25 protein-coding genes and 1 pseudogene are annotated in these 22,585 nt (G+C 65.4%); 12 read left to right on the top strand and 14 right to left on the bottom strand.

The annotated features are described in order from the left end of the window. Positions 1-281 precede the first annotated feature (281 nt). The 7 genes and pseudogenes from RFM52_RS09100 to RFM52_RS09070 form a co-directional block, all read right to left on the bottom strand. The gene (locus RFM52_RS09100) at positions 282-818 is read right to left on the bottom strand and encodes a cytochrome b (RefSeq protein WP_320296112.1); all 537 of its coding nucleotides are present in this window, start codon (positions 816-818) and stop codon (positions 282-284) included. 126 nt (positions 819-944) lie between these two features. Then, the gene (locus tag RFM52_RS09095) at positions 945-1,541 is read right to left on the bottom strand and encodes a cytochrome b/b6 domain-containing protein (protein ID WP_320296113.1); all 597 of its coding nucleotides are present in this window, start codon (positions 1,539-1,541) and stop codon (positions 945-947) included. Continuing rightward, on the bottom strand, positions 1,519-1,794 hold the full coding sequence (locus tag RFM52_RS09090; protein WP_320296114.1) for a PepSY domain-containing protein: 276 nt from the start codon (positions 1,792-1,794) through the stop codon (positions 1,519-1,521). The genes RFM52_RS09095 and RFM52_RS09090 overlap by 23 nt, the downstream gene beginning before the upstream one ends. Positions 1,795-2,036: 242 nt before the next feature. Beyond that, positions 2,037-2,345, bottom strand: a pseudogene (locus RFM52_RS09085) (DOPA 4,5-dioxygenase family protein); the annotation flags it as partial. Positions 2,346-2,395: 50 nt separating this feature from the next. Continuing rightward, positions 2,396-2,923, bottom strand: a complete 528-nt coding sequence (locus RFM52_RS09080; RefSeq protein ID WP_320296116.1) for a hypothetical protein — start codon at positions 2,921-2,923, stop codon at positions 2,396-2,398. Between the two features lie 55 nt (positions 2,924-2,978). Beyond that, positions 2,979-5,018 carry a hypothetical protein gene (locus RFM52_RS09075; protein ID WP_320296117.1) on the bottom strand — a complete coding sequence of 680 codons (2,040 nt, stop codon included), beginning with the start codon at positions 5,016-5,018 and terminating at the stop codon, positions 2,979-2,981. Positions 5,019-5,360: 342 nt separating this feature from the next. Then, complete coding sequence (locus tag RFM52_RS09070) at positions 5,361-5,783, bottom strand: DOPA 4,5-dioxygenase family protein (RefSeq protein ID WP_320296118.1); 423 nt, start codon at positions 5,781-5,783, stop codon at positions 5,361-5,363. A 599-nt stretch (positions 5,784-6,382) separates the two neighbouring features. On the opposite strand from RFM52_RS09070, the gene RFM52_RS09065 reads away from it, so the two are divergent. The 3 genes from RFM52_RS09065 (at position 6,383) to RFM52_RS09055 (ending at position 8,361) form a co-directional block, all read left to right on the top strand. After that, complete coding sequence (locus tag RFM52_RS09065; RefSeq protein ID WP_320296119.1) at positions 6,383-6,895, top strand: hypothetical protein; 513 nt, start codon at positions 6,383-6,385, stop codon at positions 6,893-6,895. A 99-nt stretch (positions 6,896-6,994) separates the two neighbouring features. Further along, the gene (locus tag RFM52_RS09060; protein WP_140804921.1) at positions 6,995-7,828 is read left to right on the top strand and encodes an SPFH domain-containing protein; all 834 of its coding nucleotides are present in this window, start codon (positions 6,995-6,997) and stop codon (positions 7,826-7,828) included. After that, entirely contained in the window at positions 7,825-8,361 is a 537-nt protein-coding gene (locus RFM52_RS09055) for a hypothetical protein (protein ID WP_320296120.1), read from the top strand. Before RFM52_RS09060 ends, RFM52_RS09055 begins: the two co-directional genes overlap by 4 nt. A 68-nt stretch (positions 8,362-8,429) precedes the next feature. Here RFM52_RS09055 and RFM52_RS09050 read toward each other — a convergent pair whose 3' ends face one another. From RFM52_RS09050 to RFM52_RS09040, 3 genes are all read right to left on the bottom strand, one after another. Further along, on the bottom strand, positions 8,430-8,765 hold the full coding sequence (locus tag RFM52_RS09050; RefSeq protein ID WP_320296121.1) for a nucleoside hydrolase: 336 nt from the start codon (positions 8,763-8,765) through the stop codon (positions 8,430-8,432). Between the two features lie 341 nt (positions 8,766-9,106). Continuing rightward, entirely contained in the window at positions 9,107-11,263 is a 2,157-nt protein-coding gene (locus RFM52_RS09045; RefSeq protein WP_320296122.1) for an ATP-binding cassette domain-containing protein, read from the bottom strand. A 130-nt stretch (positions 11,264-11,393) separates the two neighbouring features. After that, positions 11,394-13,352 carry a putative bifunctional diguanylate cyclase/phosphodiesterase gene (locus RFM52_RS09040; RefSeq protein WP_320296123.1) on the bottom strand — a complete coding sequence of 653 codons (1,959 nt, stop codon included), beginning with the start codon at positions 13,350-13,352 and terminating at the stop codon, positions 11,394-11,396. Positions 13,353-13,532: 180 nt separating this feature from the next. On the opposite strand from RFM52_RS09040, the gene RFM52_RS09035 reads away from it, so the two are divergent. The 3 genes from RFM52_RS09035 (at position 13,533) to RFM52_RS09025 (ending at position 16,798) form a co-directional block, all read left to right on the top strand. Further along, positions 13,533-14,510, top strand: a complete 978-nt coding sequence (locus RFM52_RS09035) for a GNAT family N-acetyltransferase (protein WP_320296124.1) — start codon at positions 13,533-13,535, stop codon at positions 14,508-14,510. Positions 14,511-14,581: 71 nt separating this feature from the next. Next, positions 14,582-15,730: an amidohydrolase gene (locus RFM52_RS09030; protein ID WP_320296125.1), complete on the top strand. Its 1,149-nt coding sequence runs from the start codon at positions 14,582-14,584 to the stop codon at positions 15,728-15,730. Positions 15,731-15,811: 81 nt separating this feature from the next. Beyond that, positions 15,812-16,798 carry an NAD-dependent epimerase/dehydratase family protein gene (locus RFM52_RS09025; protein ID WP_320296126.1) on the top strand — a complete coding sequence of 329 codons (987 nt, stop codon included), beginning with the start codon at positions 15,812-15,814 and terminating at the stop codon, positions 16,796-16,798. 69 nt (positions 16,799-16,867) lie between these two features. On the opposite strand, the gene RFM52_RS09020 is transcribed toward RFM52_RS09025, so the two are convergent. After that, the gene (locus tag RFM52_RS09020; RefSeq protein ID WP_320296127.1) at positions 16,868-17,320 is read right to left on the bottom strand and encodes a hypothetical protein; all 453 of its coding nucleotides are present in this window, start codon (positions 17,318-17,320) and stop codon (positions 16,868-16,870) included. A 185-nt stretch (positions 17,321-17,505) separates the two neighbouring features. On the opposite strand from RFM52_RS09020, the gene RFM52_RS09015 reads away from it, so the two are divergent. The 4 genes from RFM52_RS09015 to RFM52_RS09000 all read left to right on the top strand — a co-directional run bounded on the left by RFM52_RS09015 (position 17,506) and on the right by RFM52_RS09000 (position 19,187). Next, positions 17,506-18,078: a TetR/AcrR family transcriptional regulator gene (locus RFM52_RS09015; RefSeq protein ID WP_320296128.1), complete on the top strand. Its 573-nt coding sequence runs from the start codon at positions 17,506-17,508 to the stop codon at positions 18,076-18,078. Continuing rightward, entirely contained in the window at positions 18,068-18,619 is a 552-nt protein-coding gene (locus RFM52_RS09010; RefSeq protein WP_320296129.1) for a DNA-3-methyladenine glycosylase, read from the top strand. Before RFM52_RS09015 ends, RFM52_RS09010 begins: the two co-directional genes overlap by 11 nt. 63 nt (positions 18,620-18,682) lie before the next feature. Beyond that, positions 18,683-19,000 (top strand): DUF2934 domain-containing protein, encoded by a 318-nt coding sequence (locus RFM52_RS09005; protein ID WP_320296130.1) that lies wholly within the window; start codon positions 18,683-18,685, stop codon positions 18,998-19,000. A gap of 7 nt (positions 19,001-19,007) precedes the next feature. Then, the gene (locus RFM52_RS09000) at positions 19,008-19,187 is read left to right on the top strand and encodes a hypothetical protein (protein WP_320327841.1); all 180 of its coding nucleotides are present in this window, start codon (positions 19,008-19,010) and stop codon (positions 19,185-19,187) included. Positions 19,188-19,397: 210 nt separating this feature from the next. On the opposite strand, the gene RFM52_RS08995 is transcribed toward RFM52_RS09000, so the two are convergent. Further along, positions 19,398-19,712, bottom strand: coding sequence for an EthD family reductase (locus tag RFM52_RS08995; protein ID WP_320296132.1), 315 nt, complete (start codon positions 19,710-19,712; stop codon positions 19,398-19,400). A 189-nt stretch (positions 19,713-19,901) separates the two neighbouring features. On the opposite strand from RFM52_RS08995, the gene RFM52_RS08990 reads away from it, so the two are divergent. Beyond that, a complete protein-coding gene (locus RFM52_RS08990) occupies positions 19,902-20,261 on the top strand; it encodes a hypothetical protein (RefSeq protein WP_320296133.1) in 360 nt (119 codons plus the stop codon). A gap of 131 nt (positions 20,262-20,392) precedes the next feature. On the opposite strand, the gene RFM52_RS08985 is transcribed toward RFM52_RS08990, so the two are convergent. Beyond that, positions 20,393-20,923, bottom strand: coding sequence for a cupin (locus tag RFM52_RS08985; RefSeq protein ID WP_320296134.1), 531 nt, complete (start codon positions 20,921-20,923; stop codon positions 20,393-20,395). 79 nt (positions 20,924-21,002) lie between these two features. On the opposite strand from RFM52_RS08985, the gene RFM52_RS08980 reads away from it, so the two are divergent. Then, a complete protein-coding gene (locus RFM52_RS08980; protein ID WP_320296135.1) occupies positions 21,003-21,542 on the top strand; it encodes a hypothetical protein in 540 nt (179 codons plus the stop codon). 18 nt (positions 21,543-21,560) lie between these two features. Here RFM52_RS08980 and RFM52_RS08975 read toward each other — a convergent pair whose 3' ends face one another. Next, positions 21,561-22,577 carry a zinc-dependent alcohol dehydrogenase family protein gene (locus RFM52_RS08975; RefSeq protein WP_320296136.1) on the bottom strand — a complete coding sequence of 339 codons (1,017 nt, stop codon included), beginning with the start codon at positions 22,575-22,577 and terminating at the stop codon, positions 21,561-21,563. Positions 22,578-22,585: the final 8 nt, after the last annotated feature.

Raw genomic sequence — 22,585 nt, 5'->3', positions numbered from 1 at the left:
TATAGCCCATGGAACAGGCTTCACGAACCGATTTTCGCTGCGGCCTGGGTGCTGGAGCAACCAAGCAACGAAGACTGAACTGGCGGTCCGCATCGCTGCCTGGCGAGCCCCCCGCGGTGCGCGCGGCCAGGGAACCAGCGTCGCGAAGATCCCGGTGGCGAAGGAGACCGGTACATGGCCTGCTCATGCGGGCCGACCGGCTCGTCACGCCAGTTGCCGAGGCGCACCCGGAAATACTCGCCGATGCGCTGGCGCGGCCCCTCGCTCTGCCCTTTCGGCGGCTATTCGCGGCTGTCGGCGAGGTCGCTCGACGCGAGCGGGTTCATCCGCTCCAGCGTTCCGTCCTTCAGGATGAACTGGTGCCATATCGCGACCAGCGCATGGGCGCCTGCCAGCCACAGGATCAGCGTGCCGCCGGTTTCGTGCAGGTCGGCGATCTGGCCGGGCGCGCCCTGCACGGGCGTGGCCAGGGCCGGCAGGTCCAGCCCCAGGAAGGAGACCGGGAGGCCGAGGCGCGAGGCGGCATACCAGCCGCTGAGCGGCAGCGCGATGAGGAACAGATAGAGCAGCGTGTGTCCGGCGCGCGCGGCAAGGTCCATCCAGCGGCTCTGCGGGTCCTCGACATGGGGCGCCGCCCCCAGCCAGCGCGCCAGGAGGCGCGGCACCACCAGCACCAGCACGGCAAGACCGACGGTGAAATGCACATAGGAGGGGTCGGTGCGCGCATGGCGCCCGCCGACCGCGGTGAACCAGGCAATGACGACCAGCACGGCGGTAAGCCAGTGGATGGCGATGGTGATCTGTGTGTAGCGCCGCATCGGGCTTCTCCGTCTTGCAAGGCTCGCGCGTATCCAGGGCCGGGAGCGCCCGAAATAATCGCGCGAGCTGATATTATGTTCCCGCGGGCTCCCAGGCAGGCGCCCGCGGTTGCCATTCAGGCGCGGTCAGGCGATGTCGGCGGACGCCGCTTTGCGCTTGCGCCCGGTGATCATCGCCCGAACCAGGTTCTCGCGATGGCGAAGGCTTGCCAGCGCCACGCCGCCAATGTGGAGGAACACGAGCACCAGCAGGCCGTGCGCGGCCAGGCTGTGCGCATCCTCCACCCAGGACACGCCGAAATAGGCGTCCGTCGTCATCATCCACCCTGTGAGCGCCACGCAGGCCATCATTACCATCAGTGCGACCACCATCGCGCCGCCCGCCGGGTTGTGGCCGATATAGCGGGCTTCGCTGCCTTTGATTATGGCGGCGAGATAGCGCAGCACCGTGGCGGGATTGCGCACGAATTGCGAGAAGCGCGCATATCGCGTGCCGACGACGCCCCACACCAGCCGCAGCGCGACAAGCGAGGCGGCGGCGTAGCCGGCCCAGTGGTGGATGTCCTCGGCGCCCTCGGAGGTGATCCACGCGACGGCGAAGCTCAGCACGAGCGCCCAATGGAAGCCGCGCACGATCCGGTCCCAGACGCGCACCACATCGTGAGACGGGCGCGCGCCTGCTTGTGGGAGCAAGGCTCGATCAGTTTTCGCCGGCTTCGGCATTGTCGAGCTTCTCGAGGGTCTCGGCATTGTAGGCGGCGTTGACCTTCTTGCCGTCCTTGTCGACCGCATAGACCTCATAGCAGCCCTTCTCGGTCTTGATCTGGCGCACGGTCAGGCCTTCGCCTTTCAACTGGGCCTCGAGCGTCGTCTTGGGCTGGAACTTCGATTTCGCGGCCGTGCTGCAGGTGCCGGCAGCCAGGGCCGGTCCGGCGATCAGGCCCGCGAGGGCGGCAAGAACGAGAGTGCGATACATGAGAGCTCCATTCGGTTGGGGAAGTTGACGTGCGACCGGTATTTCGGCCGACAGGCCATGACGGCTTGCGCACGTCATTGGCGCGGCATAGCGAATCCAACCTGACAACCGCCTGACAATCGTTCCGGAAGCCGGCAATGCCGGCGGCCAGCATGCCTGGCCAGGACGACCACGGAGGCGCCCAAGCGCCGACCATCGGCGACAAGCAACCGCGCGCGCTTGGCCGGCGCGATAGAACCCCCTCACACTCCCAGTGTCGGCTCGGTATTCACCTCCAGCGCCTCTTCCGCCTCGCCCAGCACCTCGCCATGCACGCCGAGCGCATGGCCGATCCAGATCGGGTCGATCAGATGGTCGCGCTTGGGGTTGCTGGTGTTGGGGTGGATGAGGATGCTCAGACCGCCGTCGTGGTTCAGCATCAGCCAGGGGACGAGCGAGGCGAAGATCTCGGTGGCGAAGGAAACCTGGTACATGGCCTGCTCATGCGGGCCGACCGGCTCGTCGCGCCAGTTGCCGAGCCGCACGCGAAAACGTTCGCCGATGCGCCGGCGCGGCGGCGTCGTGCTGGTTTCCTCTGGAATATCGTGGCCAGCCGCGCAGCCTATTTCGCCGCCTTACCCTTATCGCCCGCATCCGGCGCTTTCGGCGCCGGGGCAGCCGTTACGCCGATGGCGGAGACCCGCCAGCGGTTGTCGACGTTTTCGAAGGAGAGGTCGAAATCGATCTCCAGTGGCTGCGTGGGAAACAGGCCAACAAGGTGCAGCTGCTTCTGGGGATCGAGAAAGGGCGGCGTGGACAGTTGCGGGGCGACGACGGCAACCGCCGTCAGATCGGCGCCGGACTGGCGCAGCGCCTGGAACCTGATGGCAAGGTCGGCCGCGGTGTTCTGGGCGCGAAAGCCCGGCGAGCCCATGTCCCTCAACACTGTGAAGTTGCCTGTCTCCACGGCCTGTTGCAGAGCCATCATCGTGCTGCGGGCGAGATAGATCGATTGCGCGGCATTTGCCGGCCAGGCTGGCGCGGCCGGTGCGGCCGGCGAAGACGCTTTCTTCTTGCCCGACGCCGGCGCCTGAGTCTGCGTCTGGGCAAAGCCAAGTCCGGCGGCGCACACGACCAGCGTCGCCGCCAAGAGGATTGTGACTGTTCGCATTGGGATCATCATGTCCAGCCGGCGGGTCCGCTTCCTACCAGCTCATCCTCAGGCCCAGCCGTCCGCCGGCCATACGCTGGTTGGGATCGAAGGCGATGCCGCCATTCAACTGGAGCTGCGAGCCGAGCCGGGCGCCCGCGCTGAGCGCAAAGGCGTTGGCTCCTTCGAACGTGCCCCAGTTCAAGGTGGTGACGAATTTTTCGTCCGCAAGCACGGTCGGGGCGCTGGCCAGCGCCATCGCCATGGCGACGCCGGAATAGGCGCGGCTGCCGACGCTGTCGATGCGCGAGTTGAGACTGTTGAATTGCGCAGGGTCGGCAAAGCCGAGAGCGCCCGGGGTCACCGAGGCGAGATTGCCGCTGGAATCGGTGGTGACGATCTCGATCGCGCCGGTTTGAGCGGATGAGCTCGCCGCCGACGTCAAGCCGGGCATCGCATAGGTGTTGCTCGCCGTTCCGAACACCTGCTCGTTCTGCCTTGTCGCGACGGCGCCCGAGCCATAGGCGGCCGACCCCGCATAGCCGGCGCTGGCACCCGGGCCGATCGCAACCGCGTTCAGGCCGGCCGAGGATGCGCCCGCTCCCATGGCGATTGCATTGGCGCCGGTCACCGTCGTTCCATTGCCGAGCGCGATGGTGTTGGCGGCGTTGACCGTGTTACCCGATCCGATCACCACCGATCCGGAGGAATTGGTGGTGCTTGCGACAGTGTTGTTCGAGCCGAACACTTGGATACCGTCGCCGTTGCCGGCGACATCCGGGGCGTTGACGGCGTTGTCGTCGCCGTAGACGAAGGACTTGTCGCCATTGACAACGTTGGGATCGCCGATCGCGTAGCTGCCACTGCCTTTGACGGTGTTGCCGGTGCCGAAGGCGCCGCTGTCGTCGCCCGTGACGCTGTTGTTGGAGCCGATGACGGTGGTGTTGTCCCCCTGCGATTGATTGTTGGTGCCGCCGGCCAGGGCGTTGGTGCCGCTGGCGTTGCTTCCCGAGCCGGCCGCGGTGGAATTGGTCCCGCTCGCGTTCGGCTGCGTGCCGGAGGAGGTCGTGTCGTAATAGGGCGGATTTCCGCTTCCGCCGGTGATGCAGGTCAGATCGCCCGAAGCATTGGTGCCGATGCCGGACGAGCAGCCCGCAAGCGATGCAAAGCGGACAGTGCCCACGACATCGAGGCCCGCGGCCGGCGTATCCGTGCCGATGCCCACATTTCCATTTCCATCGATGGTCATGCGCGTCACGCCATCGGTTGCAAGGAGAAGCCGGCCGCTCGATCCGGTCGCCGAATGGGCGTTGATCAGCGAGGTTCCGACGCCGAAGCTGGCGCCGCCATAGCCGAGCGTCAGCCCGTCCGCGTTGGCCGCCGAGGACACGCCGATGGTCTCGAAAGTGTCTTCCGAGGCAGCGCCGTAGACATGCAGCTTGCTGGTGGCGGAAGCGGTGCCGAGACCGACATTGCCGTTCGCGGCAATGTCGAGGCTGCTCGTCGGCGCGCCCGGCCGGATGCGAAAAGGAAGCTGGCTGCCGTTCGTCAGATCGCGAACGAAGAAATTCGCCTCATTGGCGCCGATGTCCCAGGTCTGCGCCGTGAAGCCGGCGGTGTTTGTCTGCTCCAGGCGGATCGCGGGCGTATCGCCTCGGGTTATCTGCAGGCCAAGCGCCGGGTTGGACGTGCCCAGCCCGAGATTCCCCGAGCTATTGACATAGACCGCATTCTCGGGAGCGCCCGCATCCACGCGGAACACCATCTTGTTGTTCGTCGCATCCTGGATGCCGAAATAGTTGGCGCCACCCGATGCGGCATCGTTCGCGATCAGCGCCCAGTCGTTGGCGGCATATCCGGCCGACGCGCTCGTGTCGTCGAAATAGATGCGTGTGTTGTTTTCCTTCACGACGATCGTGTTGAACCCGAAGGTCTCGTTGTTGACGCAATCAAGGCCCACGCAGAGGCTTCCCTGAACGATCTGGTCGTCCGCTACGACGTTGTCGGCCAGCGCTTCGGCGACAGGCACGGCGAGGATCGCCGCGCCCAGGCACAACACTGCGCATTTCGTCGCGAGTTGTTTTGTTTTCGCCACAAGCCCCTCCCCCGAGGATCAATGATCGCAGATATGCAGGCTTATGTGCTGGCCGTCAGTTTGGCAAGCAGTAGAACCACTCGCCGCAGCTCTTTATCGCGGGTGTGTTTCGAGCACATCATCAGTAACGGCCGATCTGTGGTCAGTGCTTTTCCAGCCTGGATTATGCTGTCCCTTGCGCAGCTCTAATCGTAACTGGGCAAACACGCCATGTGAGAATGGCATATTTTAGCTAAGCTGCATATATGTAGCTGATTCCGGCCGATGCTTCCGGGGTACGCCGCGTGGGACGTGGGCTCTGGCTCTCTCGTCCCGCGTGCATGGCTGCGAGGACGCGCCCCCTCACGCCCCCAGCGTCGGCTGCGTATTCACCTCCAGCGCCTCTTCCGCCTCGTCCGCCTCTCCCAGCGCCTCGCCATGCACGCTGAGCGCGCGGCCGATCCAGATCGGGTCGATCAAATGGTCGCGCTTGGGGTTGGTGGTGTTGGGGTGGATGAGGATGCTCAGGCCCCCGTGGTTCAGCATCAGCCAGGGGACGAGCGTAGCGAAGGTTTCGGTGGCGAAGGAGACCTGGTACATGGCCTGCTCATGCGGGCCGACCGGCTCGTCGCGCCAGTTGCCCAGCCGCACGCGAAAACGCTCGCCGATGCGCTCGCGCAGCCATTCAGCCTGCCGGCGCTGGGCCGCATCACCGTAGTAGATGTGGGCGTGATAGCTGGCGATCTCAGCAAGCGGTCTCGGATTTAGTGGCGTGGCGTCTTTCATCGCGATGTTCCCCTCCCGGTGGTTCCAGTCCGTCATTCGTAGCGGAACTCTAGGCGGTTCTTCGCTTCCTGGAAACGGCGAGCCGCTCTAAAGACTGTTTAGCATCGGCATGGTTGGCGCGTGATGACATACGCTGGCGCTGCCCCCTCTCCGTCCGCTACGCGGCCACCTCTCCCCCGCTTTGCGGGGGCGAGGAAAAGGGGCGCCGCCGGCCGCTCGCGACAATGTGTATGGCGGGTATTTCAGTCTTCGCTTATCAACGATGGCAGCATGCCATCCATGGTTCCCGGACAGCCCCGTCCGGCGAAGAGAATGTCTTTGTGAATGAGGCAAGGGATGGAGGGGGATCGGCGACGGAACGGCTTTTGATACGCCTCAGGCGTGGCCGTTGGCGCCCGGAAACGGGCGGCAACGCGCGCTGAAGCGGGCGCGTTCCGGCATCTTCAAAGCGGGCAACCAAGGCGGACCACCGAGCGGAGCCGAGCGAAACGGCACCCCGCGACATTGTGAAATCGGGCACAGTCCCGGGTCTCGTTGTTGACTACCGCTTGCCCCACTCCCTTCGATTTTGAGTTTTGGCGATTTCATCGGGGTTTGGCATGTCGCATCTTCTGTTTGTGCTCGCGCTCGGCTTCGTCGCCTGGCAGTGGTTCGCCAAGGGTCGGGCGAAAGGGGTTCGACCGAAAAGCGTTCGACCGGAGGGCGGCCGGCGCGCTGCGCAGCGGACCGCTTCTTCCGACGACACCGACGACGATGCCGAAGGCGACGAGATCGCCGATGTCGCCGAAGCGGTTTCGAGCTTCCTCGGCGAAAAAGGCCTGCTTGGCGAAGGGCTGCTTGGCGAGACCGGGCGGGAACTGCTCGGGCAGGCCGTCAGCCGCGCCTTGCAGGAGTCAGGCCTCACCGGCGAGATCGAGCGCAGGGCGGCCGAGGTGCTGAAGCCGCTCAGGCAGGCGTCGGCCAAGCAGTCGAAGAAGGCGGCAGCGCAGGCACAAGGCAAGCAGCGCGCCAAATATCTGCTCGACGGCGATGGCGGCTACCGACAGCGCAGCGACCGCACCGCGCGGCTCGAACAATCCTTCAGGGGCAAGGGCCTCTGTTCGCCGCGTTAGCGCGGCTGCCATCCTGAATCGTCTGTCCGCTCCAACTCTCTGTTTTGCAACGTAAATCCATGAGGCGGGTGCGCCTCCAACCAAGCGAGGGAAAGTCCAATGGCAATCACCAGGCAGGTCATCACGTCTCTGCAGCGCGACGGTACCGATGCGCTCGGCACCAGAACCGTGGCGATGAAGATCGTCGACGAGAGCATCGTTTCGGGCTCGCTGCTCACCGTCGAAAGCAACCATTTCTGCATCCTGAAATCGCGCGGCGCGGTGCTCAATGTCTACGAGACGGGGCAGTACGCGCTGCAGACGCCGGACAAGCCGCTGGTCGGCTCGGTGGTGCAAGGCTTCTTCGGCGGTTCGTCGCCCTGGGTCTACGAGGTGATCTACATCAACCGCTCGAAGCTCCTGGTGCGCAACGAGGGCGTGGCGACCAGCGCCGAGATGGCGGAGATGTCCTATGTGGTGGACTATTACATCCACATCGACAGCAAGGAAGAGGCGCTCGACCTCATCACCCACATGCCGTTCGCGGGCGCTGTGATCGATACCAAGGAGATCGCCGATTATGCCGGCCCGGCGATCGAGCAGGCGATCAACCAGATCATCCAGGTCACCAAGATGGAGAACGTCAACGAGCGCATTAGCGACGTGCGCGAGGCGGTGAAGGCGCATCTCACCGATTTCCTCAAGGTCTACGGCATCATGCTGAACGACCTCAAGGTGCTGATCATGCCGCGCGACGAGCGCATGCGCGAATTGATCTCGCTGCAGGCGATCGGGCTCACCCCCATCGAGGCGGTGCGCTATTACCTGGCGCTGCGCATGGCCGACAAGGGCCTGGTCTCGGCGCCGAACGCGGCGGCCGGCGTGCCGTTCCAGATCGGCGGCCAGCCGACCGGCTTTTACCCGCTGGGTGACGAAGTGGGCGCGACGCGATGAGCCGTTTCTACGAGGCCGGGCCGCTGGCGCAGGTCGGGATCAACCTGTTCTACGGCTATGGCTACAATTTCTACCGGCAGGAAAACCAGCTGCGGGCCGACGACCAGCGGGTGCGCCAGATGGCGTGCTCGCTGCTTGGCCGGGCGCGCGCGGGGCTCGACGAGGCCGAGAGCCGTTACCGGCGCGAGAACATCGCGCCCCCTACCCGCGCCAACCCCTTCCCCGACCCGCCCGTCGTCGCCAACGCCCAGGCGCTGGAGCGGCTGGGCCGCGAGGTGGGCGGGCTGGAGGGGCTGATCCGCCACCAGCCGGTGCCGGAGAACGACCGCATGGCGCAGCGCTACCGGCAGGAGGCCGCGACGCTCGCCACGCTCGCCGAGAAGGACGCGGTGCTGGTCGGCCAGGCGGAGCTGCTGCGCTCGCTGGTCGAGAATGCTGCGGCCGATACGATCCTGGCCAGCAAAAGCGAGATAGAGACCGGCATCGCCGCCATCGCGACGACCTTGCGCGACCGGCAGACGTTCCTGCTGTGAGGTCGGCGTGACCCGGCCCCGGCCGGCTCACGCCTTTTGCCGGCTCAGCCGCTCGACCGCGTCGACGATCAGGTCGCAGAACTTCCGGTGAAGTCGACGGCATGGCGCCTGTCGAGATCGAAGGAGGCCGGTGGCAGCTCGGGGCCGTCGAGCCCGGTCTCGCCGTGGATCTCGATCGCCAGCACCTGATCGCTGACCAAAGGGCCGGGCGAGCCCTTCGCCACCGGCACCTTGATGCCGTAGGCCGTGCATGTCGCCAGCGCATTGCGCGTGGTGTTCTCGACATTGTGGTTGCCCGAAACCGTGGTGATGCCGAGCAGGTCGATGTTCGGGTTGCCGGCCGCCAGCAAAATGGCGATGGCGTCGTCATGCCCCGGATCGCAATCCAGGATGATTTTTTCCATGATGGCGTCCTCCTCCTGTCGGCCGGGTCTGTCGAGATTACAGACTGGGGCGGCTTGTGGCGTCAAGGTTTGTTGGTTGGCGCAGAGGTGGGTCCAATATCGCGGATGCCGGCGCTGCCCCCTCTCCGTCTCGGCTTCGCCGAGCCACCTCTCCCCCGCCCTGGCGGGGGCGAGGAACCCAAGCTTGCGAAGTCGTGCCCCTCGGTGATTGGCATTTCCTCGCCCCCGTCGATTGGCGTTTCCTCGCCCCCGCCAAAGGTGGGGGAGAGGTGGCTCGGCGCGCAGCGTCGAGACGGAGCGGGGGAGCGCCCTCGGCGATTGCATACAACGTTGGAGCTCCCCTACCCTTTGCCGCCGTTCGCCCCGCTCCCCCACAGCGCGCGCTGCAGCAGGCCGCGCTTACGCTTCCTCGACACCAGATCGACATCGCTCACCAGCCGCGCGCCGCCCTGGCGCCTTTCCAGCGTGATCTTGCGCGTATGAAACGCTTCCAGCTCGGCGCGGTGTGCCACGCTGACGATGGTGACCCTAGGCAGTTCCTCGATCACCGTCCGCATCATCTTGTCCTGGCTCTTCTCGTCCAGCGCCGAGGTCGCCTCGTCGAGCACGACGATGTCGGGCGCGTGCAGCAGAAGGCGGGCGAAGGCCAGGCGCTGCTTTTCGCCGCCCGACAGCGTCTGGTCCCAGGGCGCCTCCTCCTCCAGCCGGTCCTTCAGATAGGAGAGGCCGACCTTGTCGAGGGCGGCGGCAATCTCCTTGGTCTTCCAGTTGTCGGCGGCGGCAGGATAGGCGGTGGCGCGGCGCAGCGTGCCGGACGGGATGTAGGGGCGCTGCGGCAGCATGAACAGCCGCTTGCCCGGGTGGAAATCGACGCTGCCGCTGCCCCAGGGCCACAGGCCGGCGATAGCGCGCACCAGGGTCGACTTGCCCGAGCCGGATTCGCCCGAGACCAGGACGCGCTCGCCGGGCTCGATCGCCACCTCGGTCTCCTTGACCACCGAGGTGCCGTCGTCGAGCGTCACAGAAAGGTTGTTGAGGCTGAGCATGGCGCCGTCCGCGGTCTCGCCGCGCTGGATACGACCGAGCGTGTCGTTCTCTTCGGCGCGCTCCAGCCCGTCGAGCGACATCATCAATGAGGCGATGCGGCGCGCCGAGGCATTCCAGTCGGCCAGGCGCGGATAATTGTCGACCAGCCAGCCGAAGGCGCCCTGCACAATGGCGAAAGCGGAGGCCGCCTGCATCACCTGGCCGAGCGTCATAGAGCCGTCGAGGAATTTTGGCGCGCACAGGAGCACCGGCACGACCGGCGCGAACAGGCTGGAGCCCTGCGAGACGAGTGCGGTACGCATGTGCTGGCCGGTGAGCCGCGCCCAGCGGGCGAGCACGGCGGCGAAGGAGCGGTCGATGCCGGCGTTCTCCTCCTCCTCGCCGCCGAGCAGCGCGATGCTTTCGCCATTCTCGCGCACGCGTGTCAGAACATAGCGAAACTCGGCTTCCGTCTGGTTCTTCTCCTCGGAAAGCTCGACGAAATGGCGGCCGATGAAGAACATCGAGGTCGAGGTGATCGCGGCATAGATGACCGCGGTGACGACGAGGAAGCCGGGCACGGTGATCGTGGAGCCGCTCAGCGTAAAACTCAGCGCGCCGCCGATGGTCCACAGCACCACGATGAAGGTCGAAGCCGACAGGAAGGCGTTGAGGACGCCGGCGATGAAATCGACCGGCGATTCGGTGGCGATGCGAAGATCCTCAGTCAGGCGGGCCTCGGGGTTGGCATGGTCACCCTTGACGAGGTTGAGCTGGTAGTAGCGGCCGCTGGCCAGCCAGCGCTGGATGACCGCCGTGGTCAGCCAGGAACGCCAGCGGCGCTGCATGGTCATGCGCAGGTAGACCTGGGCCACGACCAGACTGATGCTGCCGGCGACCAACGGCAGGAAGATGGCGCTCAGCCAATAGACGGTGTGGGCGTCGCGCTGCTCGATGGCGTCGAAGATCGCGCGGTTCCAGCGGTTGATGCCATACTGGAAGCCGACATTGACGCAGATCAGCGTCAGCAGCCCGATCGTCAGCGGCCAGGCGAGCCTGTCGCCGCGCAAACCCCAATAGCCGCGCCCGCTGATCCAGAAGCGCCGCAAAAGGTACTTCTTGCGCGCCCGCTCGGCCTCCTCGGGCGAAAGCTCGGGATCCGGTTCAGCGGCCTCGGGCGGCGGCGACCCGGCATGGCCGATGGCTTCCGGCGCGGCATCGGCGGCAGGTGGCTGCTCTTCGCGCGGCTTCTTGTCGGCCGGTGGCGGCGCCTTCTCCTGTTGCGCCTTGCCTTCCAGCACCTTGTCTTCCAGCGCTTTGTCTTCCTGAGCTTTGTCCGGGCGCGATTTCGGGGTGCCGCGCGCCTGCACCTTGCGCGGCTTCTCGTGGCGCAACTTCGCCGGGTGCGGCTTGCCTGCAGCGCGCGGTGTGGCTTTGTCGGTCGGTTTCGGTTTGGACTTGGCCGGGGGCATCGCGCGACAACGGCCTGCAAATCAAAAGGTTTCATCGCTACCGCTCGCGCGGCTACTCTGCCCTTTCGGAGCTCATTGCTGGCCGGACGATGCCGGGTGCGCGCGTAAGCGGCCTCGTTCGGGCGGCCGATCAGGCGGCGTTGCCGCTCCGGGGATTGCGCAGCGGCTCAAAATGAGCTTCGGCGGCAGACTTGCGGGCCGCGTCGAAGGCCAGCGCGTCGCGCATCGGCAGCGCCGCCGAAAACAGATAGCCCTGCGCGATCATGCAGCCCAGCGAGCGCAGGATCATGCGGTCGGCGTCGGTCTCGACGCCCTCGGCCATCACCTCGATGCCCAGCGTGCGGCCAAGGCCGATGACCGCCTCGACGAGCGCCTGGTCCTCCACGGATTTCGCCAGGTCGTGCACGAAATCCTTGTCGATCTTGATCTTGCGGATGCGGCTGTCCTTCAACGACACCAGGGTCGAGAAGCCGGTGCCGAAATCGTCGAGCACGATCGATATGCCGGCATCCGCCAGGCGCCCGACCTTTTCGTCGACCCGATCGCGGTCGACCGGCGCCTCCTCGGTGATCTCGATCTCGAGCATCGCGGCTGGCACATTGCTCTTGCGCAGGCCTGTAAGGATCATGTCGTCGACATTGCCGGCCTCCAGCTCGCGCGGTGAAAGGTTCATCGCGACGCGGACGTCGCGGCGCCCCTGTTTGACCAGCTCTGCGATCATGGCGCAGCAGTTGAGGAACACCGTCTCGGTCAAAAGCGAAAGCAGGCCGGTTTCGCGCGCGGCGGTGACGATCTCGGGCGGCGAGATGGCGCCATGGACATCGTGATGCCAGCGCAGCAGCGCCTCGAAGCCGACGACCGCGCTGGTGTCGAGCCGCACCAGCGGCTGGAACCAGGAACAGAGCCGGCCTGCTTCGATCGCGCCGCGCAGGTCGCGCTCGATGCGGTTCTTGCGTTCCAGCGCCGCGTCGAGCCCCGCGTCGAAGAGGCAGTATTCGTTCCTGCCGCCGCGCTTGGCCGCATAGAGTGCGAAGTCGGCCTTGAGCAGCATTTCCGTCAGGCGCGGCTTTTCCGCCTGATAGATGCCTATCGAGGCGCCGACCCGCACCGAATTCAGCTCCGGATCCGGATTGGCGATGGCCGCGATGATGGCCGATGCAAGCTCTCCGGCCTGCTGCGGACATCTGCCGGTCGAGAAAAGCAGCACGAACTCGTCGCCGCCGATGCGCGCGATCGTGGCACCTTGCGGGGCGTGGCCCTCGATCCGGCGCGCCACCTTGACTAGGAGGTCGTCGCCGATGTTGTGGCCATAGGTGTCGTTGACGGATTTGAAGCCGTCGAGATCGATCAGCATGGCCACGAACGGGCCGTCGGAATGGCCGAGCTTGGCGATCGCCTGCTCCAGGCCATAGCGGTTGAGCAAGTTCGTCAGCGGGTCGCGCCTTGAGTTGCGCTCCATCTCGGCGGCGAATTCGCGCGCCTCGTATTTGAGACGGCTCGTCTCGCGGAAACGGGATTGTCCGAGCAGCGCGCTTCGGATCATGCCGCCGAGGAAAAGCAGGATCGTGAAGGCGAGCACGGCATTTTCGACGCCGCCTTTCGCGAACACGCAGCCGGCGGCGGTGAGAAGCGGCAGCACGATGAAGTTGATCGAAGCCGGCGCGTAGGAGGTTCCATAGGTGACCGAACCGGCCGAGGCACCGGCAAGCACAATCAGATAGAGCGGCGCCTGGGCCGTGGTGTATCCGTCGCTCAGCAGCGCCAGGAACGACCAGGCGACGCCCGAGGCAAGCGCCAGCAAGCCATAGAGGGAAAGCCGGGCGCCCACCGCCTCCGGCCTGTCGTCGGCCGCGTCCGATTGGGCGACGGCAAGCACCAGCCGCGCGCCATTGATCAAGGCGATCGCAATAAACCACAACACCGCGGCAAAGCCGCCGCCCGACAAGAGCTGAACCGTCAGGATCAGGGCCGAGAGCACCGTGCCGACGGGCATCGAGATGGAGACGCCCTTGGCCAGGTCGGCGAGCTGATCGCGCAGGATGCCTGCTTCAACGGCTTCGCTGCGCCCCTCGGAGGAGAGACCTGCCATCAGCCGCTCGTCATGCTTCGCCATGGTTCTAGTGGTTAGGCGAGCGGAATGAAAATCGTGTTAAGGATTTCAGCGGTTTACGTCGCATTTTTCGATCAAGGTCGCCCGGCGCCAGGAGCTGGGAGAAAACAGGCGGCGTTCCGAGTGGACAGGACGAGCGCTCTCGCAAAAGATGTCGAGATGAAAACTCTTGGCCCGACCGATCTCAGGCTGATGCAAGGCCTCGCGCAGGGCGTGACGGCGCTGCGGCCGGAACTGCTCAACGGCGATGCGACCGTCGGCGAGCTGGCCTGGGTCTGGGCCAAGGATTTCGACGCGCTCTGCCCGTTCTGGCACCACCGCATGTGGTTCGCCGATGGGCGGCTGGCAGCGTGGGGGTGGGCCTGCCTGCCTCATCGGGTGCCGCGCGGCGACGGCACCGTGCTCGAGGTCGAGACCGCCAACCTGACCTGGCAGACGCATCCGGACCGCGCTGCGATGCTTGGCGAAATCCTCGACTGGTACGACGACGTCGCCGGCAGCGTCGACCGGCTGCTGACGGTGCAATCCGCCGACATCGAGGCGCAGCGTATTGTCGCCGCGCATGGTTACGCCTTCGATGCGGAAGCCGGCGCGGATGACGGCCCCTGGGTGCAGTTCAACACACGGGAATTGACTGACCTGCCCGATCCGGCGCTGCCCGAAGGGTTTCGGTTCCTGAACGCCAACGACGTTTCGGCAGCCGACGCGGTAGAGGCGCATCGCCAGGCCTGGCATGCGTCGCGCTTCAACGAGGCGACGTTCGAGCGCGTGCGGCGGACCTGGCCGTACCGAGGCGACCTGCATGTGCTCGTCGCCGCGCCCGACGGCACGCTGGCCGCCACCGCGATCATCTGGCTGGACGAGGCGACGCGGACCGCCGAATTCGAGCCCGTCGGCACGCATCGCGATTTTCGCCGGCGCGGCCTGGGCACCGCCTTGCAATTGCACGGCATGCAGCTCGCCAGGGCGGCCGGCGCCACGCGCATGCTGGTCGCCTGCCGCGGCGCGCCGGCGGATCCGGCCGCCCGGAACATGTATTACGGCGTCGGCTTCCGCCCGATCAGCCGCGACCTGCCGCAGGTGAAGGTGGGAGATAGCGGCATTGATTTCGCGGTTGCCGATGGACCATCCGAATAGACCGCCATGGCACGGCGTGAGAAAACCCTATCGTGTTTGTGTGACCGGCAAGCCAATCGGAGCCCCAACCCATGACCCTTACCAATCGAGACGTCGTCGAGCTGACCGAATGGCGGCGTAAGCTGCACCGCCAGCCGGAAATCTCGAATGAGGAGGAGAAGACAGCGAGCGAGGTCGTCGCCTTCCTCGCCGACACGGGACCGGACAAGGTGCTGACGGGGCTCGGCGGCCACGGCGTGGCAGCAGTTTATGACAGCGGTCAGGCCGGACCGACGGTGCTGTTCCGCTCGGAGCTCGACGCACTGCCGATCGAGGAGCTTTCGGGCGTGGCGCATGCCTCGCAGGTGCCGGGCAAGTCGCATATGTGCGGTCATGACGGGCACACCGCGATCCTGGCGGCGCTCGGCCGCCAGTTCGGGCGCGAACGGCCGGCACGCGGCCGCGTCGTGCTGATGTTCCAGCCGGCCGAGGAGACCGGCAACGGCGCGGCCGGCGTCGTCGCCGATCCGCGCTTTGGCGAGATCCAGCCTGATTTCGCGTTTTCGCTGCACAACCTGCCGGGCGTGCCGTTCGGCGAGGTGCGGCTCAAGGCCGGCACCGTCAACTGCGCCTCGCGCGGCATGCGCATCGTGCTCGAAGGCAAGACGGCGCATTCCTCGATGCCCGAAACCGGCACCTCGCCGATGCCGGCGATGAGCGAGCTGATGCCGGCGCTCCCAGCGCTTGGGCGCGGAACCTTCAACGATGAGGATTTCGGCATGGTGACCGTGACCCATTGCGCGATGGGCGAAGCCGTGTTCGGCATCGCGCCCGGCTATGCCGAAGTGTGGGCGACGCTGCGCACCCGCCGCGACGAGCGCATGGCCGAGCAGGTCGCCGCCGCGGAAGCGCTTGCGGCAAAAATCGCCGCCAGGCACGGTCTTGCCGTGCGCTTCGACTATCACGAAATCTTCGTCGCCAGCGTCAATGCGCCGGACGCGGTCGAGCACCTCAACCGTGCGCTCGACGAGGAAGGCGTTTTACGCAGCGAAGAAACGCTGCCGATGCGCGCCTCGGAGGATTTTGGCATCTTCGGCCACAATGCCAAGTCGGCGATGTTCTTCCTCGGCGCCGGCGAGCGCACCCCCTCGCTGCACAATCCCGACTACGATTTTCCGGACGACCTGATCCCGATCGGTTCGCGCATTTTCATGCGTACGGCGCGCAATTTGCTGGGATGAGCGGCTGGCTTCCGCCCCGACAAGCCTTAGCTACATCCCGGCGGAGCCAAATCCCTGAAATCATGCCAGCAGGAGCAACACATGTCGCGCATCGTCGTCATCGGAGGCAGCGGCCACGTCGGAAGCTATCTTGTGCCGCGGCTCGTCGAACTCCGACATGAGGTCGTGAATGTAAGCCGCGGCACCGCGGTGCCCTATCGTCCGCATTTTGCCTGGCAAGCTATCGAGAACATCGTCATCGACCGCGTCGCCGAAGAGAAGGCGGGGCGGTTCGGCACGATGATCGCGGAGCTGCGTCCGGAGATCGTTATCGACATGATATCGTTCGATCTGCCCAGCGCCCAACAATTGGTCGAGGCGCTGCGCGGCAAGATCGAGCATTATCTGTTCTGCAGCTCGATCTGGGTCTATGGCCGTTTCTTCGCGGTTCCGTCGATTGAGGCGGACCCGCCGAATCCCATCGACACCTACGGGGCGAACAAGGCAGCGATCGAGGCCTGGCTGCTGCGGCAGGCACGACTGACCGGCTTTCCCGCGACCTGCTTTCGGCCGGGCCATATCGTCGGCGAGGGATGGAATCCGATCAACCCGATCGGCAACGCCAATCCGGCCGTTTTTTCCCTGATCGCGCGTGGTGATGAGCTGGTCCTGCCGAACCTCGGACTGGAGACGGTGCACCATGTTCACGCCGACGACGTCGCCCAATGGATCATCCGCGCGATCGAAAACCGGGCGGCATCGATCGGCGAGGCATTCAACACGGTTTCCGAGCAGGCCGTCACGCTCAGGGGCTACGCCGAAACCGTCTATCGCTGGTTCGGCAAGGAGCCGCGCATCGCGTTCAAACCCTTCGACGAATGGATCCTCGACCTGGAAGGCGACGATGCCGTGGGCTCGCGAGGGCACGTCATCCGAAGCTCCTGCCACTCGATCGAGAAAAGCCGCCAGCGTCTCGGCTACCAGCCCCGCTATACGAGCTTCGAGGCGATCCACGAGTCCGTCCGTGCGCTTATAGCCGCCGGGAAGATCGTTGGCCCCGATGACGACTTTGCGAGCAAAGGCGGCTGACGATCAGTGCCGCGAAGGGCCACGACATCGACAGGTGCTTGCGCACAAATGGCCGGTGTCGTGATGCCGCTAGCCCATCGGCGCCAGGTCCGGTTTCAGCATCATCACCGCCGCCACGAGCACGAACAAGGCAATCACGGCGACGCGGCCAACACGCGCCCTGCCGTCACCGGCCAGCGCGGCGAGATCGGGGGTTGACACACCCGCCACCGCCGCCTGGAACTTCGCTTGCCACGGCTGCACGAAGCGCCGGCTGACAATCATCATGGCGGCAATCAGGGCGAAGGACAGCAGCAGCCATGGCGTTGTGAGCGGCCAGCTGCCGAGATAGACCAACGCGATGCCGGCAAGCATGCCGACCATTGCAAGCAGGTTGCCGACGCGGCTGGCGCTGAGCGTATAGCGCGCCATTTTCACGCCCTCCCCGCCACTGGCGAACAGCAGGAGTTCAACCGCCAGGAACAGCACCGCGGCAGACATCATGCCGAAGGCGTGAATATCGAGAACGCTGATATAGAGCATGATCCTTTTCTCCGAGCTGGCTGACACCGAAGCGGCCGACGGGCGGCGACTTGCTTGCAATGCGCCAGCGAATATGTGACGATTTCGTCAGGTTTTGTATTCGCTTTTGGATTTGATTCAGCACGGCCGGCTAAGTGGATGTAATCCAACGCAAATTTCCTCGACAGCAGCGCGCGCGAGCCACTTTGGAAGCGATAGTCCAGGCGGCGGCTCAGCTTTTGACCGATGTGGGCTTCGAGGCCTTGACCACCGCCAGGGTTGCCGAACGCGCCGGCGTCAGCGTCGGCTCGCTCTACCAGTATTTTCCAAACAAGCAGGCGCTGGCGGCCGCCGTGGTCGACCACTATGCCGACAAGTTCGAGGCCGCCTTTGTCGAAGCGGTGGTGACACCCGTGCATGACACGCTCGAGGAAACGATCGATGCCCTGATCGAGGTGGCGCTGGTCGCGCATCCGCACGACCCGAAGCTGCACCGGGCGCTGAACGAGCTGGCGCCGCGCTATCGCGCGGAAAAGGTCCGCGAGGTCGGCGACCGGATCGCGGCGACCGTCAAGGGCGAGTTGGCGCGGCACCGGCAGGAGATCGCGCCCGACCTTGATCTCGGCGAGGCAGCCGCGCTCATCGAGACGCTCCTGGAAAACGTCGTCCATCGCGCCATCGAGCGGCATCCGGTCAGTGTTCGGGGCGAGCGGGCGATCGGCCAATGCCACAGGATGATCATGGCCTATCTGACCAGCACCCGCCCCTATGCCGCCTGATCGCGACTTCTTCGCCCGCGACGCGCTCGTGGTGGCGCGCGCGCTGATCGGCGCCAGGCTTGAGCTAGCCGGTGTCGGCGGCATCATCGTCGAGACCGAGGCGTACCGGCCCGACGATCCCGCCTCGCATGCCTATCGCGGCGAGACACCGCGCAATGCGCCGATGTTTGGCGCACCCGGCACTGCCTACGTCTACCGCTCCTACGGCCTGCATTGGTGCCTGAACGCGGTGTGCCTGCCTGGTAGCGCCGTGCTGATCCGGGCGCTCCAACCGCTCTCTGGCATGGCCGCGATGCGTGAACGGCGCGGAATGGATGACGAGCGGCTGCTCTGTTCGGGCCCCGGCAAGCTCTGCCAGGCGCTGGGCATCGACGGCTCGCACAATCGGCTGCCGCTGACCGCGCCGCCCTTCGAGTTTGCGCGATCGCAGACCGACTCGGCCGCCATCGTCAGCGGCCGCCGGATCGGCCTCACCAAGGCGGTGGAATTCGATTGGCGGTTCGGACTTGCCGGGTCGGCCTATCTCAGCCGGAAATTCTGAACCCAACTTATCTTCTCCAGCCTCCTTCATGGATCGATTGCGGCCAGCGCACGTTTGAAGTCAATGACCGAGGAGCAGACAATGGCGAGCGATAAATACGAACGCATCAAGCGACGCGCCTATGAGATCTGGCAGCGCAGCGGCGAAGCGCATGGCCAGCACGAAGAACACTGGCATCAAGCCCGCGAAGAGATCGAGCGCGAGGACAACGGCTTCGGTGAGCAGCCGGGCGCCGCGATGCCCGGCGCGGTGACGATACCGGCGGGCCAACCAGACCCGCTGGCAGCCGAGGCGCTGGCGCGCAAGGCGGCGGACAACCGACCTGAAGGACCGGCCGCCGACAATCCGGCGTCAACGAAACGCAGCCGGCGCAAAAGCTGAAGCGGCCATGGTTATCAATGTCGAACAGGCACTGGACGAGGCGCTTTTGGCCATGCGCATGCTGCGCAAGTCGATCGTCGATCACGGCCACCTGGAAGCGATGGCCGATCTGGATGCGGTGATGGCAAACGCGATCGCCGCGGCGGAGCAAAAACGCACCGAGATCGATCGGGAAAAGTCCGCGTGAACACGCAGGATTGGCAAACGCCAATCTGCGGGGGCGCGCCAGCAACGATGCATTAGCCGGCCGGCGTTCAATCATGATCAGGGTGCTGTCGACTGGCATACGTCTTAAGCGCTGCCGCCGGTGTCGTCGCCAAAATAGAGCTGGCCTGACCGACATGCCCAGGTTGCCGGTGGCAGGACAGGGCGGGCGCATTGGCTATAGCAACGCGATTTAAACTTCCCTGCTGTCAAAAAGGAACATCTGAACGCCTGACTCGTCAGGTGCGTAAAGCCGGCGATCGGCCCCGGCCGCTTTTCCCTCCGGGCTCGCCATCCCCTTTTTCATGGTGTCGAGATCGTCGAAATGCAGGGTCCCGATGAGATAAACATCGGACGGACCGGCCACCGTGGTGATCGGCCCCTGGCTGACCTCATATTTCCTGAGGCCCGGGATCTTCTTGGCCAGTGGTATGTGCGTTCCGAAATAGTGTCTGTCGAACGCTTCCGGGTCAGCCGGCTGTTTGTAGATGACGACCATTCCAGCCATTGCGGCTCTCCTTTTTCGTTGCGGACGAACCAAGGACGAAATGGCAAGTGGAAACGGAACGAGGCGTCGGAGAATTTTTCAGGTAACGACGGTCACGGCGGTCGCCTGACCCTGGCTTTTCGTCGCCATCTCGCTTGTGCGAAGACACGTTCCGTGCTCTCTCCGCCTTAAATTAGCAGAGACTCAAGCATGAGAATTGCGGTGGTCATCGCGCTCTGCGCGGCACTGGTTGGATGCGCGTCCTCGCCAGTCGACTATGGCGCGTCGCTGTCGCAGCAGGACCCGAAATGGGCATCGCCGCAATGCCAGCAGGCCCGCGCCGCCGCCGCGGACTATGCGCAGCGCGAGAAGGACCATCCCGGCTGGGGCATGGGCGTGCTGCTTGGGCCTTACAGCATGGGCATGGTGGCTGCGGTCAAGGAGCATGAGCAGCAGCAGCGACGGCTGTTTGCCCGACAGATGCACCTCCAGTGCTCAAGCCAGCCGCTGCCGAAGGAACTGGATTTCGATCCGGCAACGTACGCGCCGAAGAAGACACATTATCCGTAAGCGACGGGCCGCTGCCCGGACTGCCCCAGCCGTCATGCGCAAAATCGTTGCGCGTGTCTTCGTCGGCACGCGCCGGCGCCTGGAAGACGCCGTCCAGCGTCAAATGCTCGATGGCGACGATCCTTGCCATTTCAGCCTTCGCTCCATGCTTTCAGCAGCGGCCCGTCGCCGCCGTGGACCGGATCCTTGTCGGGGCGGGGGACCTGCGGGATAGTGCGCAGCGCCTCCGCGTGCTGCTCGGCGCTCCGGCACAGATCATATGTGCCGAAAGGCGGATAGGCGCCGACCACCAGAAGGTCGGCCGAGGCGGACAGGCGTTGGTGACCCGTGCCGGCCGGCAGCACCGCCACGTCGCCCGCCTTGACCTCGAGCACCTTGCCCTTGTCGCCGCCGAAGCGGATCTCGGCGGCGCCGCGCGCGATCCCCAGCACCTCGTGGATGCGCGAGTGGTAGTGGACGAAGCCGTAGATGCCGTTGCGCCAGCTGTCGCCCCAGCCATTCGAGCCGAAAATATCCTCGAAGACGGCAGCCGGGTCGACATCGTCCGGCAATATCACCGCGCCGGGATAGACGAGCATCGGCCAGCGCGGATGATTGGGCACCAGCCCGTCATCGGCGAAGCGGAAGGTGAGAGGCTCCTGTTTGTCGGTGAGTTGTGCCATCCTTGCCGCTTCCTGCGTCCCCGTATCGGGTCTAACGGTTTTCCGAGGGTTTTGCTGCCGTCAGCGCAAGGAGGTCTCCATGACCGCATTTCGCCTTTCGACAACCCGCTTTCTTGTGCCGGCGCTGCTCATGTTCCTTGTCGCCGCCGCAGGCGCCGTGGCCGCGCCTGCGACGGCTAAGGCCGCGCCTGCGCAGGACCTCCACAAGCTCTGCCGCCAAGTGAAGAACGACGACACGGTCCGCCCCTATTCACATGAGCTCTACGATGGCACCGTCAAGGCGTTCAAGAAGCTGTTTCCGGACGCCAACGGCACGCTGCAGGAGTCCGAGTTGCAGACACAGGCCAGCTACCGCTGCATGAACGGCAAGCTGCTGGCCTGTTTCGTCGGGGCCAACCTGCCCTGCGCCAAGATGAACGCCCAGCGCGACAATCCGGGCGCCGACGAATTCTGCAAGACCAGTCCGAACGAAGACGTCGTGCCGGCCTTCGCGACCGGCCACGACGCCGTCTATGCGTATAAATGCCGGAACGGCAAGGCGGTGGTGACGGGCTCGACATGGGCGCTCGACAAGCGCGGCTTCGCGAAGAAGCTGTGGGCGGTGGTTCCCGAACGCTGAGACACCGCGAGGGCGCGCCTAAACCTCAAGCATGACCTTGATCGCGCGACGCTCGTCCATGGCGCGGTAGCCTTCCGCCACTTCCGCAAGTGGCAGCTTCAGGTCGAAGACCTTGCCGGGCTTGATGCGGCCTTGCAGCACGCGCTCCATCAGGTCGGGCAGGAAGCGGCGCACCGGCGCCGGGCCGCCCAGCATGCGCTTCTGGCCGAAGAACAGTTTCTGGCCGTCGAAGCTCACGCCATGCGGCACGCCGACATAGCCGATCGTGCCGCCGGGCCGCGAGCAGGCCAGCGCCTGGTCGAAGGATTCTCCGGTGCCGACGCATTCCAGCACCGAGTCCGCGCCGATCCCCTTGGTCAGTTCCTTGATGCGCGCAATGCCCTCCTCGCCGCGCTCGGCCACGATATCGGTGGCGCCGAATTCGCGTGCGAGCTTCTGGCGGCTCGCATGGCGGCTCATGGCGATGATGCGCCCGGCGCCCATCTCCCTGGCCGCGAGCACGCCCATCAGGCCGACGGCGCCGTCGCCGACGACCACGACCGTCGAGCCTTCGCGGACCTCCGCCGCATCAGCCGCGTACCAGCCTGTGCCGAGCACGTCCGACACGGCCAGCAAGTCAGGGATGAGCTCAGCCGGCGGAACCTCGGAAGTCGCCACCAGCGTGCCGTCGGCCAGCGGCACGCGGGCGTAAGGCGCCTGGGCGCCGCTCATGAACTCGCGCTGCTCGCAGGACGACTGGAAGCCGAAGCGGCAATGCGGGCAGGTGTTGTCGGAGAGGCAGAAGGAGCCGACGACGAACTGTCCGGGACGAACCGTGCGCACCTCCGCGCCAACCTCGACGACGATGCCGCAATACTCATGGCCCATATGCTGCGGGTCGTCGACCGGCTGCAATCCGCGATAAGGCCACAGGTCCGAGCCGCAGATGCAGCTTGCCGACAGCTTGATGATGGCGTCCGTCGGTCGCAGGATTTTCGGGTCGGCGACTTCCTCGCAGCGGATGTCGCCGGGCTTGTGAAGAACGGTTGCGAGCATTTTTGCTT

The organism is Mesorhizobium humile (genome assembly GCF_033977215.1).
GTDB lineage: Bacteria > Pseudomonadota > Alphaproteobacteria > Rhizobiales > Rhizobiaceae > Mesorhizobium > Mesorhizobium humile.
Note: the sequence above shows the minus strand (reverse complement) of the source record. Positions and strands in the feature narration are given on the sequence as shown.

Coding starts and splice junctions, on each gene's coding strand:
- RFM52_RS09100 (WP_320296112.1), bottom strand. CDS start 818: ATGCGGCGCTACACACAGATCACCATCGCCATCCACTGGCTTACCGCC.
- RFM52_RS09095 (WP_320296113.1), bottom strand. CDS start 1,541: ATGCCGAAGCCGGCGAAAACTGATCGAGCCTTGCTCCCACAAGCAGGC.
- RFM52_RS09090 (WP_320296114.1), bottom strand. CDS start 1,794: ATGTATCGCACTCTCGTTCTTGCCGCCCTCGCGGGCCTGATCGCCGGA.
- RFM52_RS09070 (WP_320296118.1), bottom strand. CDS start 5,783: ATGAAAGACGCCACGCCACTAAATCCGAGACCGCTTGCTGAGATCGCC.
- RFM52_RS09065 (WP_320296119.1), top strand. CDS start 6,383: ATGTCGCATCTTCTGTTTGTGCTCGCGCTCGGCTTCGTCGCCTGGCAG.
- RFM52_RS09060 (WP_140804921.1), top strand. CDS start 6,995: ATGGCAATCACCAGGCAGGTCATCACGTCTCTGCAGCGCGACGGTACC.
- RFM52_RS09055 (WP_320296120.1), top strand. CDS start 7,825: ATGAGCCGTTTCTACGAGGCCGGGCCGCTGGCGCAGGTCGGGATCAAC.
- RFM52_RS09050 (WP_320296121.1), bottom strand. CDS start 8,765: ATGGAAAAAATCATCCTGGATTGCGATCCGGGGCATGACGACGCCATC.
- RFM52_RS09045 (WP_320296122.1), bottom strand. CDS start 11,263: ATGCCCCCGGCCAAGTCCAAACCGAAACCGACCGACAAAGCCACACCG.
- RFM52_RS09040 (WP_320296123.1), bottom strand. CDS start 13,352: ATGGCAGGTCTCTCCTCCGAGGGGCGCAGCGAAGCCGTTGAAGCAGGC.
- RFM52_RS09035 (WP_320296124.1), top strand. CDS start 13,533: ATGAAAACTCTTGGCCCGACCGATCTCAGGCTGATGCAAGGCCTCGCG.
- RFM52_RS09030 (WP_320296125.1), top strand. CDS start 14,582: ATGACCCTTACCAATCGAGACGTCGTCGAGCTGACCGAATGGCGGCGT.
- RFM52_RS09025 (WP_320296126.1), top strand. CDS start 15,812: ATGTCGCGCATCGTCGTCATCGGAGGCAGCGGCCACGTCGGAAGCTAT.
- RFM52_RS09020 (WP_320296127.1), bottom strand. CDS start 17,320: ATGCTCTATATCAGCGTTCTCGATATTCACGCCTTCGGCATGATGTCT.
- RFM52_RS09010 (WP_320296129.1), top strand. CDS start 18,068: ATGCCGCCTGATCGCGACTTCTTCGCCCGCGACGCGCTCGTGGTGGCG.
- RFM52_RS09005 (WP_320296130.1), top strand. CDS start 18,683: ATGACCGAGGAGCAGACAATGGCGAGCGATAAATACGAACGCATCAAG.
- RFM52_RS09000 (WP_320327841.1), top strand. CDS start 19,008: ATGGTTATCAATGTCGAACAGGCACTGGACGAGGCGCTTTTGGCCATG.
- RFM52_RS08995 (WP_320296132.1), bottom strand. CDS start 19,712: ATGGCTGGAATGGTCGTCATCTACAAACAGCCGGCTGACCCGGAAGCG.
- RFM52_RS08990 (WP_320296133.1), top strand. CDS start 19,902: ATGAGAATTGCGGTGGTCATCGCGCTCTGCGCGGCACTGGTTGGATGC.
- RFM52_RS08985 (WP_320296134.1), bottom strand. CDS start 20,923: ATGGCACAACTCACCGACAAACAGGAGCCTCTCACCTTCCGCTTCGCC.
- RFM52_RS08980 (WP_320296135.1), top strand. CDS start 21,003: ATGACCGCATTTCGCCTTTCGACAACCCGCTTTCTTGTGCCGGCGCTG.
- RFM52_RS08975 (WP_320296136.1), bottom strand. CDS start 22,577: ATGCTCGCAACCGTTCTTCACAAGCCCGGCGACATCCGCTGCGAGGAA.